The following is a 14,280-nucleotide window of genomic DNA, read 5'->3' as shown; positions in this document are numbered from 1 at the left end:
AATGGGTGCTTCAGCGCCGCGGTTGCCGCGTTTCCATCACATGAACCCGAAGCCGGTCCCGCAGGCCTGAGATTTCGGAGCGCAGTAGCGCGATCTCGTCGACCGCCGCCGGGGCTGGCACGGGCAATGGCGGCGGAGAAGCAACGGGCGGAGATGCCGGCAACTCCGTTGCAGGAGACGCGACGGATTTGCGCAAGGACAGCAGGAAAGCCAGGGCAAGACCGATTGCCAGGCCCGTGGCGGCGCCGGCCAGAGCGCGGCCGGTCAGACCACTCTTTGCCGATACCGCCGATGTCAGCGGCGGTTTCAAAACGGTGATATGGCCGTCGCCGGCTGTCGCCGATGCGGACGTCGCATCATCCAGGCGCGAGCGGGCGGCATTCGCCTTCTCGCGCAGCTCGGTCAGCCGCGACAGATCGACGCCGGTATCCCGGCTCTGGGCGATCAGCGTGTTGCGGCGGTCGTTGAGGCCCTTGCGTGCATCGACCGCAGCCTTGGCGGCGGCATTGGCGACCTGTGCGAGCCGGGCAAGCTCCCTGCCCATGTTCTCCTTGAGGCCGTCGGTTTCGGCCTGCTGTTGCAACAGGCGCGGATGACGCGGGCCAAGCTCAGCCGAAAGCTGCGCAAGCGTCGTCCTGGCGACCGCATATTTGTCGCGCCAGTCCTGCATCGCCGGCGAGAGCATGTCGGAGGGCACGGAACCGTCCAGCACGCCGGCAAGCTTCGCCGCCTTCAGCCGGTCGGCCTGCGCCTTGGCCGCGAGAATGTTCTGGTCTGCCTCTTTCAGATCGGCATCAAGCCGGTCGATCTGGCGGCGAAGATCGATCGCCACCTTGACGTTGCCTTCGCCGCTCTTTGCCGTGAAGGCGGCAAGCTCCGCCTGAGCCTCGTCATAGGCCTTGCGCAAAACCGCGTCGGTTTCGGCGTTGCCGCCGCGTGCGTCGCCGCCCGCTGCCTCGGCCAGCCTTGCGGCGATGCGGGTGGATTTGGCGCCGTCGCCGGTCGTCACCCGCACCCGGATCGTGCCGGCGGCGGCATCGGGCACAATCTCGACTGCACGTCTCAGCGCGACCTCGGCGCGCGAGGCCGGATCGGCGGCAGCACCGGTCGCCGAGAGAAGATCGAGCGCAACGGCGAATGCATTGGCGCCCGTGCCGACGAATTCGGGATCGTGATCGAGCTTCAGGGTGGCGACTGTCGACGCAGCCACGCGCGCCGACAGCAGTCCCTTCGCCGCAGCCTGCGTGAAAGCGGCGCGGCTTGCGGCATCCGTTCTCACAGCAAGCGTCGTTTCGGCGCGGTAGAGGACGGGCGCAGCCGGCATCAGCATCGGCAGGCCGGCGCCCAGGATCGTTGCGGCAGCGACCGTTACCGCAAGGCCGGCCCTGTCCGCGCGGCGTTGCAGTGCTGCCGGGCGGGGATCGAGCGTTTCCTGATGAATTGCGGCAAGCGGTTCGACCGAAATCGCCGGCTCTCCGGCGGAAGCCACCGGCTCCTCATATCGCGCTGATTCCGGCGGAAGACGATGGCCGACATCATTGGCAGCCCGGAGGCGGTTGCCGAGAATTGTTTCGATGCGGTCGACGAGCGGCGCCTCGGGCGCCGCCCTCATGCGCTGCTCTTCCAGCACGCGGCCGATGGCGCGCAGCAGGTCGGCTTCGGGCGGGGCGATATCCGGTCCGTTTGATCGGGGCGGCCGATAGGGATTGTCATGGGCGCGCGGCCTTGTGGCTGCGTGATCGAGAAAACTACTTCTGGCCCTGCTATCGTACATTTGCGCCACATCTCATGCACATGATGGCCGAGTTTACTCATCCGCATGCGAAGCAGATGATTAAGTCACTCTAAATATTCATGGCAAAGAAATGGTTAACCGCAGCAGGCAAGAATTGCGGTCCGATTCTCGATAGCGCTGCTGCGCGTCAAACGCGCGGACACTCCAGGCTCAGCTCGCCTTCTTGCGATCGGCCGCCGGCTGCACGACGCTGCGGGCCTCTTCCGGATGGCTGAGCATTCTTTCGCGCCGGCGGAAGCGGTAGCGCAGGACATGAAAGAGGAAGACCGGAATGCCGACGATGTAGCGCCGCCACAGGCGCGCGGGCTCCTGTATCAGGCGATAGGCCCATTCCAGACGCATCATCCGTACGGTCTTCGGCGCCCGCGGCACGGCGCCGGACACGAAGTCGAAGAGCGCGCCCACCGTCAGCACCAGGCGCGCATGGTCGGCACGAATATTGTCATGAACCCATTTCTCCTGCAGCGGCGTCCCCATGCCGACGATCAGAATATCGAGTTTCTGGCGCTCGACCTCCTCGATGACATCCGTGGAGTCGACCTTGTCGAAAAATCCATCGGAAATAACCACAAACTCATGCCAGGGCGTGTGCTTGCGGAAATTTTCCGCCGCCGCCTCGACGACCGAGCGCTTGCCTCCGATGAGACCGATGCGGCGCGGGGTCTCCATGAAGGTGAGCAGGGCCGGCACGAAGTCGGTGCCGTTCAGATTGGCGGGAAATGGCCCACCATGGGCGATCTGCGATGCTATATTGAGGCCGATACCATCCGGCAGCACCAAGTTGTGCGACATGATCCGGTAATATTCATCGTCGCGCAGCGCCGTCAGCATGTTATGGGCGTTGACGAAGCAAACCACGGTCTGGCCGACGGGAATGGACGCCAGCTCGTTGATAAAAACGAGGGCATCGTCCCAGCCGAGATCGCAGACCGGCAGATCGAAGATCGTCCGCCGCGACGCAAGCACCGCGAAGTTTGCAATCAAATTCATTCCTACCTCCTGCCGAGGGTGCCTCATGCGCCCGAAATCCCGGAAAACAAGCCCATATTTCCGCACCCCGGAGGTCTCGAAAGAACCGGTCGCGTCACGCATGGACGGCGTCGCCCCGATCGCGGAAAACGGCGCATGCCAAGCTGTGCCACCTGATATAGCAGGACGGTTTCAAACAACCCTTAGGAAAATTCCTTGGATTTTGATGCTCGCATAAGTAGTTTGTTAACCAAAGGCGGCCCAACGACAAACGGCGCCCGAAGGCGCCGTTTGTGCATCGATGATCGGTTGCTTCAATGGGCGGGCGGGGCCGATGCTTCCTCGGCTGGGGCGCCCTCGACGATCTTGACCGGTGCGCCGAGCTTCTTCGGTTGACCGGCCGAATTTTCCTTGACCTCTTCCTTGGAGAGATAATCGAGCTGCTCCAGCATCACGTCAGCGACATACTCGCCGCCGAGGCGCTCGTTCATGCCCTTCCTGATCTCATCGCGAAAGGCTTTCGGGTCGAAGGATTTGATGTGGGCAAGATCGACCATCTTGTTGCCGACGAGCAGGCTGAAAAGTTCGTCGGTCGTCATCTCGGTGAGCGGCAAGGTCACGCCCTTCAGCATGTCCTTCTTCATCATGAAGGAAATGCGGCCGAGAAAATAACCGGTGATCGCACCGTCGCCGATGACCGGCACAGTGATCGTTTCACCCTTCACCAGTTCGAGCGCGCTCTGCTTGGAATCCGTTGCCGCGGGTGCCGGCGCCGTCGCCAGGTACACCGAAAAATAGACCGAGGCCAAGGTGATGGCGCAAACCCAGATACCGGTAAGGACGAGCTTGACCATCAGTTTCCACGCGCGGCGAATTGTTCCTGGGAATAGGTGCCGTCGGCGTCGGCGTCCTGAACCGCATTCTTCAGGAGGTCGGCCACGGCACGAACCGCTTCGAGATGCGCCTCGACACGCCTGGCGTTCAGAACCAGTTTCTTTTTCAGGCCGTGCAGCTGATCGAGATGGGCAGCGGCAAGCTCGGCCGGATCGGTATCGCGGAAAAGCATCGACAGCTCGTAGAGGCAACGGCTCTTGTGCGCGTTGGAGACCTTGAGATCAAATTGCGGATCGTTGCCGATCCGGGTGTTCTCATTGTCGATGATCATCTCGAGGCGTCCGAGAACGGATTTGATCCTGTATTCGTTCGAAACTATTTCCATTGTGTCCTCGATTATGTGTCGCTTGCTGTCTTGGAGTCGGCGGTCGGCGTGCCGAAGGTCCTGCGCTGGAAGTCGTCGATCATGCTGAGCGCTGTGTTGCGGTCGCGATCATCGGTCGAAGCGTTGACGATCTTGCCTTCCTGGCGGCGCAGCTGCTCGCTGTACATCTGCTTGGCGATGCCGATGCCGTCGCCCTTGGCCATGGTGTTGCCGAGCTGCTCGGCCATCATGCCCTTCCAGATGTCGCCGGTCGCGCCCTTGCCGTAAACGTCTTCGCTCTCGCTCGGCAGCATCGACTTGACGAAGTTCTGCAGCACCATGGCCTCGAACTTCCGGTAGCTTTCCGGAACCTCCTCGGCCTTGGTGCGGTTCTGGATGTTGGAGAGGCCGCTCTTCTGGCCGATATGATCGAGAACGTCGACCGTATTGGAGAAGCCCTTGCCGTTCTCGGCGAGGCTCGTCGCGGCAAAGGCCGCACGGTTTGCCTTCAATTTCTCCTGGGCTGCCTGAACCTCCATGGGGTCGGCAGCTTTGACCACGTCCAGGACCAGATCACTGGGGGGCGAAATAGCCACGTTACAATCCTCTGAATTAAGATCGCAACGATTATGGTTTTTGAAGCTTGCTGGAGGCTGGCGTTGCGAATTGCTGATCGATTACATCGTAAACGGCATTGTCGTCGGCCTCGCGGCGCTCAGCGTCCAAGGCCTCTTTCATGCCCTCTTCGAGCCGATCGGCCTTGGCGCGCTCGCGCGACAGCCGCATCTCGTGGATCTGCTGCATGCCGGTCAGCTGCTGATCCTTGATGGTGAGCCGGCCGAATCGATCGGCATAATTCTGCGAGAAAGCGTGGTGGACGGGATCCATCGAGCCAAGCGCGACGATGACATCGTCCATCGCCGCATTGACCTCGATGCGTTGACGGCTGGTTTCGGCCAGATCGTTTTCCGCCATCCTTTCGATATGCCGCTGCACCGACAGGAGACGCTTGAGCTTCTGGGAGCGGCTCTTCTCGATCATGACAGCCTCATCGCCCGATATAGATCGAACTGAAGGCTTGGCCGAACTGGCTGACCAGCGCCGCAATCGAGATGTAAAGAAGGAAGAGCCCGCCCATCAGGAGATAGGGCGTGGAAATGAAATAGACCGGGATCTGCGGCGCCAGCTTGTTGATGAAGCCGATCGAGACGTTGAAGATCATGCCGTAGATCAGAAAGGGGCTCGACAGCCGCAGCATGATGTAGGTCGTCTGCTCGAGCGTGTCGGTGAAGGAGATCAGCGTCGCGCGCATCTGCACCAAGCCGCCGAAAGGCATGGTCGTGTAGGAATCGATCAGGGCGCGGAAGACGATGTGATGGAAATCCATGATGAAGAGAATCATGATGCCGGCAAAGGTGATGAAGGCGGAAAGGCTGGTCTCGGGAGTGTCTTCGATGACATCGGCCGAACCCGGTTGGGTATAGCCGACCATCATGGCGAGGATCGTCGCAGCGAATTGCATGCCGAGCGTATAGAGTCTGGCCAGCATGCCGTACATCACGCCGATCAGTGATTCGCTGAAGATCAGGCCGATATAGGTCGCGGATCCCGTATGAACGGCGGGATAAACGGTATCCCAGAGCAGCGGCATGACGGCGATCGACAGCGCGAGAGCAATGAAGACGCGCAGCTGCTCAGGCACGCGCGCCGAGGAAAAACCCGGAAGAACCAGCACACAGCCGCCGATCCGGCAGAAAACCAGAAACAGCGCAAGAACCGTCCCTTGCGGGTCTGTTATCATGAAATCGAGCCCAAAATCTTTATCTCGATGCCCTTGGCCAATTCGACATGCGACAGGACCGGGAGCGTGGCGAACAGCCGTTCGATGATCATGCGCACATAGGAGCGTGTTTCCGGCGACGTGACAAGGGCGAATGGCAGGCCGCGATCCATGAACTCACGGATAACTTTGCTGGCCTGCTCGCTGAACTCCTCCAGGCTGCGCGGATCGATGTCGAATTCGATCACCTCGCCCTTGGCATCGCGCTTCAGGGCCTGGTGGAAGGCGAGATCCCATTTGCTGCCGAGGCGCAACACACGCAAGACGCCATTATCGGCGAGATCGCCGCAGAGCTGCTGGGCCATGCGGATGCGGACATGCTCGACGATCTGCTCGGTCTTCCTGACATGCGGGGCAAGCTCGGCCACCGCTTCGAGAATGAGATGCAGGTTGCGGATCGAAACGCGCTCGGCAAGTAGGAGCTTGAGCACCGCCTGCAGGCCGGAATAGGACATGTGCGATGAGCAGATCTCATCGGCAAGCTTCTTGTATTCCGGGTCGAGGCGGTCGATCAGCACCTTGACGTCCTTGTAGGATAGAAGTTGCGGCAGGTTGTTGCGGATGACCTCGCTCATGTGCGTGAGCACGACGGAGACGTTGTCGATCGGCTGGAAGCCTTCGCGTTTCAGATCGTCGGCGAAGTTTTCGAGGATCGAGACGGCCGGCATTCCGAAAGCAGGTTCGCGGATTTCGTCGCCGGGAATGCTCGGCTTGCGACCGGCGCCGGTGACGACCAGGACTTCACCTACGCGCAGCAGGTTGGATGCGACCGTCGTGCCATGGATGCGGATCTGATAGGACTTCTCGGGAATGGCGATGTCGTCCGTGACCTTGATTTCCGGCACGACGAAACCGTATTGGGTGGCGAACTTCTTGCGCATCTTGCCGACGCGGAACGCCAGCTCCTGGTGAGCGCCGAGCAGGCGGGTCGACACCATCTTGCCGAGCGCGAGCTCGATCTCGGAGGTGCGGAGCACCGACTTGACCGAATCCTTCTCCAGCTCCTTGCTCTGGACGACCTTCTTTTCCTCCTGTTCGCGGCGAAGCTTGTTTTCAGCCTCGACCTGCCGCGGAATGAACCAGGCGCCGAAGGCGAGAAGACCGCCGAGGACGGTGAAGGGAATGGTCGGCAGGCCCGGCATCAGGCCGAGAACGAACATCAAGACGGCCGAGACGGAGAGCGCGCGGGGATAGCCGCTCAGCTGGTTGACGACAGCCTGGTCCGTGGAGCCGGTCGTACCGCCGCGTGACACGAGAAGGCCGGCTGCGAGCGAAACGATGAGGGCCGGCATCTGCGAGACGAGGCCGTCGCCGACGGAGAGCTTGACGAAGACGTCGGCCGCTTCGCCGATCGGCATGCCGTGACGGAAATAGCCGATGATTATGCCGCCGAAGACGTTGATCGCGGTGATGATGAGGCCGGCGACGGCATCGCCGCGCACGAATTTCGACGCACCATCCATCGCCCCGAAGAAGGAGCTCTCCTCTTCGAGCTCCCTGCGCCGGCGCTGGGCTTCCTTTTCATCGATGATGCCGGCCGAGAGATCGGCATCGATCGACATCTGCTTGCCGGGGATGGCGTCCAGGGTGAAACGCGCGCCGACTTCGGCGATACGCGTGGCACCCTTGGTGATGACGATGAAGTTGATGGTGATGAGGATCAGGAAGACGATCAGCCCGATGACGAAGTCGCCGGACATGACGAGACTGGCGAAACCGGCAATGACGCCGCCGGCCGCATCGTGGCCTTCATTGCCGTGGGACAGGATGACGCGGGTCGTCGCGATGTTGAGCGCCAATCGTGTCATCGTTGCGATCAGCAGAATGGTCGGAAAAGACGAGAAATCGAGCGGCTTCTGAATCCATAGCGCGACCATCAGGATCAGCACCGAGAAAGCAATCGAGAAGGCCAGCCCCATATCGATCAGGAACGGCGGGATCGGCAGGAAGAGAATGCAGATGATGCCGATGATGCCGAGGGCAAAACCGATATCGCGCAGGCTCGGGGCGACTTTCGGAAGGGGGAGTGCAGGTGGTTGCGCCATGACGATTCCGTCTCTTCATGAGAGGAGGCGGACATGAGTCCGCCCAATTCGGATCGAGAATTAAATGGCGAAGCTTGCGCGAAGGTGGCTCAGAAACCCGACTGAATGCGCGAAAAGACCAGATTGGTGAAAATGGAGATCTGTGAGCCGACGAAGGGGGCGGTGATTCCGACCACGACCAGCACCGCGACAATCTTCGGCACGAAGGTCAGTGTCGCTTCCTGCACCTGGGTCAGCGCCTGGATCAAGGCAATGACGAGACCCACCACCATCGCAGCGAGAACCGCCGGACCGGAGGCAATCAGGACCGTCCAGATTGCGGCCTGAAACAGATCCAATGCATCAGCTTCATTCATCTGAAGGCAACCTCATATCGCCTCGAAGCAGCCCCGCTATGACAGGGCTGCGATTGATCGGCATTGTCAGGTGCGCTGGCGCCCCTTTGCGTCAGGAGCTGCTGCTCGGCGCCTCGTCGGCGACAGTGATTCCCGCCTGCACGAGTATCTTATCGCCATCCGTGGTCGTCGCAATGATGCCGTCGGAATAAACCTTCACGGAATCGATGACGCCTTTGACGGTGCCGTCGGCGCTTTCCATATATTTGCCGACATAGCTGCTGGCCTGGGTCAGGCTCGAACTTGCCAGGAGTGTATCCAGCTTGGTGTTAGTCTGGATCGTCTGCTCGACCTGCGAGAAGGTGGCAAGCTGAGCGACCTGTTCGCTTGCATCCATCGGATCGGTCGGATCCTGGTTCTTCATCTGCGCGATGAGCAGCTGAAGGAAGTTGTCGTAGTTCAGCGTCGCCTTGCTCTGAGTTGAGCTCGAGCTCGTCGTGGTCGAACTCGTCACGCTTGACGTTGCGTCTACCGCCATGGTGCGATCTCCCTGCGAATCTGCTCGACCATCGTCGGCGGCAGTTCGTGATTGTTGAGGATATTGTCTTCGATCGCGTAGAGACCGCGGATCGCCTTCAAGGCGTCGAAGGCGCGGCCGGTCGACACAAGCGCATCGATCCGCTTCAGCTCAGCGAGGATCTCTTCGTTCTTGAAGCAGGTGAGCAGCATGGTGATCGACTTGCGGAACATCGCCGTCGAGTGATCCTTGCCCTCGGGATTGATGAGGATCATCTGCGCGATGAAATAGAGCTGACGCAGGGGCGTCGTTGCGCCTTCCGGCTGGAGAACGTGATTCTCGAGAAGGAATGTCACATCGTTCAGGAATTCCAGCGCGACCTTGCGGTCGACACGCAGGACGGCGCCGTTGATGAAGATTCTTTCTCCGGCTTTCAGAGAAATGCGAAGTGTACTTTTCATTTAAGTCCATCCCTGATGATGGTGGTAACGTCGATGATGCCCTGGTAGTTATTAGACAGACGTTTTCTGATCCTGTCGCATTCCTTCAATATCCAGATCGCAATCGAGATGAGGTTAGCCCTGAGCTGGATATCCAGCTGGTTTTCCGGATGTTTCAGATCCTCGATAAAACTGATCCACACCCGGCGCGTATAAAACAGGGCTTCGATGGCTTCCCGACCATATTTTTCCTTGTCGCGCGCCAACGACAGCAGCTCTATGGACCGGTCAAGAACTTGCCATTCCCGCTCTTTCGCGTCGGCCACCGAGTCCTGCATGACTTCGGCATATGAGAACTGATACATTCATGCATCCTTCTTTATTGCGCGCCTTTGCTCATCAAAGGTAGTTCACAAGACTCAACTGCTGGATCTTCGAGACGATCGTGTAAGCGGTTTCAAGCTGCGTTTCCAAAGTCTTGACGAGAGTCGAAGCTTCGTACGGGTCGACGCCCTGAAGATCGACCAGCTTGTTCTTGATGATGTTCGACTGAGCGTCGAGAGCGTCATTGGACTTCTTGACGCGCTCCTGGGAGAGGCCGAGCTGGCTTGCCTGCGTCACGAGACCGCTTGTGGCTTTGGCCGTGTAGCTGATGGCCTGCTTGGACACCGTCGTCATTGCATCGGTGCTGAGGTCCTGCCCGAGCAGCGCGGTTGTCATGACCGAGGCAAGCGCCATATAACGCATGCCTTCGGAATTGGCATTGGTCGAGGATTCGATCACTTCCGAGTTGCTGATGCGGCTCGTCATATTCTGGCTCGATGCCTGCGACCAGCCGGTGGTCGTGTTGGTCCAGTTCGCTTCGCTGAACATCGGCTCAACCGTCGTCGTAATGAAGGTCTCCATTTCATCACCGGTGAGGTCGCTAACGCCCTTGCCGAGGCCGGTCGCATAAGTGTTCAGCGCAGTAACGATGGCGGCGCTCGTAGCGGTCGTCTTGTCGGTCAGCGGCTGTACGTCCGTGTTGATGCCGGAGAACAGATATTCCCCGTTCACCATGGTATTGGCCGTATCCATCATGGTCGAAAGTGCGCTGGTCGCCGACTGAATGGCGACGGTGACGCTGCCCGGATCGTGGCTGCCCTGCAACGCCGTCAGCTTCGAAACAAGGCCATCGCCCACATCCTTCATCTTGGAAAGACCGAGCTGCGAGGATTCCATGCGTGCGCTGACAAGCGAATTGCTTGATTTGATCGAGTCTATTCTGTCGGTCTCGCGAGTGAAATCCACGCTCCTGGCCGCATTGCCGCCGAGCGAGACGCCGATATCCGCATAGACTCCCGTCGTTGCTTCCATCGTCGCCTTCGTCATCTGGTTCTGCGCCTGACGGATCGTCAACCGCATCGCATTTTGAATGGCCGAACTTGAAATAAATGAGCTCTTCATGGCTTAACTCGCAATATCCAGCAATGACTTCAACATTTCGTCTACGGCGTTCAGGATCTTGGTCGCCGCTTTGTAGGACTGCTCGATATCGAGGAGCAGCGTCAGCTCCTCGTCGAGGTTGACGCCGGTCTCATTGGAATAGGCTTCGTCGGAGCGCGACAGTGCCGCCGAGGTGTTCTCCGCCGCCGTCGTGGCGTTGCTGCGGTACTGCTCGAGCCAGCCGAGGGAATTCGTGGCATATTCCATGATGCTGACGTTGGAATCGATGCCCGTCGTGGCGTCGAAGCCGACCGTCGTTCCCGTTGCCGGGTCGAAATCCATGTCGGAGCCCAAGGCAGTATAAAGACTGTCGAGGTCCGTCGTATAACCGCTGAGGTGGGTCGGATTGTTGACGACGCCGTCGGCGTTGACGCCGCCATCCCGCAGGCGCATCGGGTCGCCGCCCTGCGAGGTGATGACGGTGCTGCTGACGGTGATGGTCGAAGCCATGCCGGCAACAGCAGAGCTGCCGGCCTCCACCGTGTCGCCGCTCCAGGTGAAGAGACCGGTCACGTAGGTCGGGGTGCCCGAGATGCTCTGCTCTTTGAAGAGCGAGACCAGGCCGCGAGCGATTTCATCGAGCTGCTTCTGAAAGTTCGGGGCGATCTCGTCACGGACCTGCAGCAGCGACTGAAGGCTTCCCTGCCCCGTCGCCGTCGATCCGCTGCCGCGCGCAAGCGCGACACCGTCGATATAGACCGAATTGCCGGTGATGGAGGCGGTATAGACATCCTGGGACTTGAAGGTCACGGTGCGCGGAACCGTCTCGAAAAGGATCGTCCCGTCGGTCGTGCTCAGCACCATGTCGTTGTTGTCGCGCGTCGTCGCGCTGACGCCCACGATCTGTGAAATCTGCTTGAGAGCCTTCTCGCGCTCATCCAGAGCGCCGGATGCATCCGTACCCGAAGCCGTGGCGGTCTTCACCGCATTGTTGGCCGTCTCGAACTGGCTGAGCAGCGTATTCAGCTTCTCGACGTCGGTGGCGATCTGCTTGTCGGCGTTGGCGCGAACGTCCTGAACGGAAGTCGACGCGTTGTTCAGCGAGTTAGCGACGTCCTGGGCGGCGGTGATGGCGCCCTGGGCAGCGACGGTGCTGCCCGGCGTCGTGCGGAAGGCCTGAAGTTTCTGCTGGAAAACACCGAGATAGGTGGATGGCGCCGTTTCGTAATCGTTGCCACCCACGATCGATTTGAGATCCTCGAGACCGCTGAGCAGGGTCTGTTGGGCGCTGTCCTGAGAGGACGACTTCAAATACTGGCGCAGCAGGGCATCTTCCTGCGCCCGGTCGATCTTGACGACCTGTGCGCCGTTCAGGGACGTGGTGAGCATCGCCTGCCGGCGCACGTAATCCTTGTTGCCGGCATTCGAAATATTGTTCGATACGACACTGCTCTGCGTGCCGGTATTGTTGAATATTCCCTGCGCGGTATTAAGTGCTGACGTGAGCGACATGGCTTACCCGTTACCCTGATTATCTCTTGAGCCCGATTATCTCTTGAGGTTGACGAGGACGTCCATGATGTCGGACCCCGTCTGGAACACCTTGGAATTGGCGGTATAGCTACGCTGCGCTTCGATCATCTCTGTGAGCTCGCCGGCGAGGTCGACGTTCGAACCTTCGAGAGCGCCCGATTTGATGGTGCCGAGACCGTTGGTCTGCGCGAAGCCGGTGACGGTGACGCCCGACTGGCCGTTGGCGCTGTAGACGTTGCCGCTCATCAGCGTCAGCTTATCGGGGCTCGCCACATTGGCGAGCGGAATGCGGTAGAGCGGCTTTGTGCTGCCATCCTCGTATTTGGCGTAGACGATGCCGTCGCCGTCGATCGTGACGTCCTTGACCGGGCTCGCGGCCTGGCCGTTCGGCGTGCCGGTGCCGGCAAACTCGGAGGCGAGTTGGGTGAAGCCCGTGAGGTCCATGTCGATCGACAGGCCCGTCGTCGCCGTATCGTCGATCGTGACGGCGCCCGTCGAGTTGGTTATTTTTCCAGCGGCGTCGAAATCGAGCGTGGTCGTGCCGACAGCGGCGCTGCTGTAAGGGAAGGAGGTCGTGCCGCCCGTCGCCGCATCGGCGTTGCGGAAGATCGCAACCTCCCAGGTGCTGGCGGTACCGGTAGACGGCGGCGGCGTCGTGACTGAGGTCTTGGTGAAGTAGAAGTCGTACATCACCTTGTTGCCGAGACTGTCGTAGGCGACCATCGAGAACTTCTTGGTGTCAGTCGTCGTGGTGCCGCTAGCACCGTTATCGCTCGGGAGATTAGCCGTAACAACAGTGGCGTTGGAATTGAGGTTGCCTGTGAAGACACCTGAGGTCGAGGCGATGGCGGTCAGGCCACTCTGGGTGACGTTGATCGGAACGAGGCCGTCGAAACCGTTGACGACGACGGCGGGAGCGCCGGAGTCGTAGGAATAGCCCATCAGTTGGAAACCGGCGGAGTTGACGAGGTTGCCTTCGTCGTCCTTGGTGAAGTCGCCAGCGCGGGTCAGGACCGGCGTGCCATCGGCACCCTGAACGATGAAGAAGCCATCGCCCGAGATCGCAAGGTCGGTGCTGGAGGTGGTGTAGGAAATATCGCCCTGGTCGGAGACGGCCTGCCGGACGGAGGTTTGAACGCCGCCGGAATTGTAATTGCCGCCCGAGGAGGGAAGAACCAGCGACGAGAAGCTCGTCGACACGGCCTTGTAACCGGTCGTGTTAACGTTGGCGATGTTATCGGAGACGGTGCTGAGGCGGTTCGCCTGCGCATTCATTCCCGATACCGCCGTCTTCATGCTGCCGAAAATGCTCATCTGAAAACCTCGTTCTACCTGTTAAACTCGAAAGTATTTGTCGGGCCTTGCGTGAAGCTGTCTGTCATGGCGAGCAGCAGGGCCAATATCGAGGTTGAGCCGGGCGCCGCCACCCGGCCGGAAAATCAGGCCCAATCGATGCAGTAGCCGAGGAAGCGCTTGGAATCGACCGGATCGACGCCGAGCTTCTTACGCAGCTTCTTGCGCAGCTTCGAGATGTGGCTTTCGACGACGTTCTCCTCGACCTCCTCATCGAAGATGCCGTAGATGGCGTTGAAGATCTGGGTCTTGGTGACCCGGCGACCGCGGTTGGCGATCAAATATTCGAGGATGCGGCGCTCGCGCCGGGGAAGCGCAAAGACCTCGCCGTTGATCTCGGGGTCACGGCCATCCGAGAAAACGCGGATGCCACCGATATCGGTATAGTTGGCGATCGCCTTCAGCCGGCGCCGGATCGCGGCCGCTCTGGCGAGAATTTCGCGGGGATGAACCGGCTTGCGCACCACGTCGTCGACGCCGCAATCGAAAAGCGCAAGCGTGTTTTCAAGCGAGGGCTGATCGCTGACCGCAATCACCGGCGCCATCGAGCGGTCCCGGATCGCCCGGGGCAGTTCGAAGCTGCGCTGGCCTTGCCCGATCAGGAAGGCCTCGACCGCCGCAATATCCGAATCGGCGGCGGTCTGCACCCACTCGCCGAATTCCGATGGATCAAAGCCGGTGGAGGGAATGCCCTCCCGGCCGAACAGGGATGTGTATCCGTCTTTTACGAGCTCACGCTCATCAACCACTACGATCATTCGTCCGCCTCCGAATCAGCGTGGCACTTCGATGATCTATGGGTACGAATCGCACGAATCGGCGACAACTCG

16 protein-coding genes are annotated in these 14,280 nt (G+C 60.2%); all 16 read right to left on the bottom strand.

The features are described 5' to 3' along the window. Positions 1-10: 10 nt before the first annotated feature. Positions 11-1,774 carry a succinoglycan biosynthesis protein exop gene (locus NMA58_RS01780; protein ID WP_434712081.1) on the bottom strand — a complete coding sequence of 588 codons (1,764 nt, stop codon included), beginning with the start codon at positions 1,772-1,774 and terminating at the stop codon, positions 11-13. A 171-nt stretch (positions 1,775-1,945) separates the two neighbouring features. Next, the gene (locus tag NMA58_RS01775; protein ID WP_434712080.1) at positions 1,946-2,785 is read right to left on the bottom strand and encodes a WecB/TagA/CpsF family glycosyltransferase; all 840 of its coding nucleotides are present in this window, start codon (positions 2,783-2,785) and stop codon (positions 1,946-1,948) included. A gap of 293 nt (positions 2,786-3,078) precedes the next feature. Beyond that, the gene (locus NMA58_RS01770) at positions 3,079-3,618 is read right to left on the bottom strand and encodes a hypothetical protein (protein ID WP_434712079.1); all 540 of its coding nucleotides are present in this window, start codon (positions 3,616-3,618) and stop codon (positions 3,079-3,081) included. Continuing rightward, on the bottom strand, positions 3,618-3,983 hold the full coding sequence (locus NMA58_RS01765) for a hypothetical protein (RefSeq protein WP_003556590.1): 366 nt from the start codon (positions 3,981-3,983) through the stop codon (positions 3,618-3,620). The genes NMA58_RS01770 and NMA58_RS01765 overlap by 1 nt, the downstream gene beginning before the upstream one ends. Before the next feature lie 11 nt (positions 3,984-3,994). Beyond that, positions 3,995-4,558 (bottom strand): rod-binding protein, encoded by a 564-nt coding sequence (locus NMA58_RS01760; protein ID WP_430956980.1) that lies wholly within the window; start codon positions 4,556-4,558, stop codon positions 3,995-3,997. A 31-nt stretch (positions 4,559-4,589) separates the two neighbouring features. Next, positions 4,590-5,003 carry a hypothetical protein gene (locus tag NMA58_RS01755; protein ID WP_064800702.1) on the bottom strand — a complete coding sequence of 138 codons (414 nt, stop codon included), beginning with the start codon at positions 5,001-5,003 and terminating at the stop codon, positions 4,590-4,592. A 7-nt stretch (positions 5,004-5,010) separates the two neighbouring features. Then, positions 5,011-5,763 (bottom strand): flagellar biosynthetic protein FliR, encoded by a 753-nt coding sequence (gene fliR / locus NMA58_RS01750; protein WP_085776976.1) that lies wholly within the window; start codon positions 5,761-5,763, stop codon positions 5,011-5,013. Next, the gene (gene flhA, locus NMA58_RS01745) at positions 5,760-7,847 is read right to left on the bottom strand and encodes a flagellar biosynthesis protein FlhA (protein ID WP_085776975.1); all 2,088 of its coding nucleotides are present in this window, start codon (positions 7,845-7,847) and stop codon (positions 5,760-5,762) included. The genes fliR and flhA overlap by 4 nt, the downstream gene beginning before the upstream one ends. 89 nt (positions 7,848-7,936) lie before the next feature. Continuing rightward, positions 7,937-8,203: a flagellar biosynthesis protein FliQ gene (fliQ, locus tag NMA58_RS01740; RefSeq protein ID WP_011424049.1), complete on the bottom strand. Its 267-nt coding sequence runs from the start codon at positions 8,201-8,203 to the stop codon at positions 7,937-7,939. A gap of 91 nt (positions 8,204-8,294) precedes the next feature. Further along, positions 8,295-8,720 carry a flagellar hook assembly protein FlgD gene (gene flgD / locus NMA58_RS01735; RefSeq protein WP_085776974.1) on the bottom strand — a complete coding sequence of 142 codons (426 nt, stop codon included), beginning with the start codon at positions 8,718-8,720 and terminating at the stop codon, positions 8,295-8,297. After that, positions 8,711-9,160: a flagellar biosynthesis repressor FlbT gene (flbT, locus tag NMA58_RS01730; protein ID WP_012482697.1), complete on the bottom strand. Its 450-nt coding sequence runs from the start codon at positions 9,158-9,160 to the stop codon at positions 8,711-8,713. Before flbT ends, flgD begins: the two co-directional genes overlap by 10 nt. After that, on the bottom strand, positions 9,157-9,504 hold the full coding sequence (gene flaF / locus NMA58_RS01725) for a flagellar biosynthesis regulator FlaF (protein ID WP_184457306.1): 348 nt from the start codon (positions 9,502-9,504) through the stop codon (positions 9,157-9,159). Before flaF ends, flbT begins: the two co-directional genes overlap by 4 nt. A 34-nt stretch (positions 9,505-9,538) precedes the next feature. Further along, positions 9,539-10,585 (bottom strand): flagellar hook-associated family protein, encoded by a 1,047-nt coding sequence (locus NMA58_RS01720; RefSeq protein ID WP_430956978.1) that lies wholly within the window; start codon positions 10,583-10,585, stop codon positions 9,539-9,541. Between the two features lie 3 nt (positions 10,586-10,588). Then, the gene (gene flgK, locus NMA58_RS01715; protein ID WP_434712078.1) at positions 10,589-12,076 is read right to left on the bottom strand and encodes a flagellar hook-associated protein FlgK; all 1,488 of its coding nucleotides are present in this window, start codon (positions 12,074-12,076) and stop codon (positions 10,589-10,591) included. A 36-nt stretch (positions 12,077-12,112) separates the two neighbouring features. Then, positions 12,113-13,411, bottom strand: coding sequence for a flagellar hook protein FlgE (locus NMA58_RS01710; RefSeq protein ID WP_430956976.1), 1,299 nt, complete (start codon positions 13,409-13,411; stop codon positions 12,113-12,115). Between the two features lie 125 nt (positions 13,412-13,536). Further along, positions 13,537-14,208, bottom strand: a complete 672-nt coding sequence (gene rem / locus NMA58_RS01705) for a transcriptional activator Rem (protein WP_064709879.1) — start codon at positions 14,206-14,208, stop codon at positions 13,537-13,539. Positions 14,209-14,280: the final 72 nt, after the last annotated feature.

The organism is Rhizobium sp. YTUHZ045, from assembly GCF_051124255.1.
In the GTDB taxonomy this organism is placed as follows: Bacteria; Pseudomonadota; Alphaproteobacteria; order Rhizobiales; family Rhizobiaceae; genus Rhizobium.
Note: the sequence above shows the minus strand (reverse complement) of the source record. Positions and strands in the feature narration are given on the sequence as shown.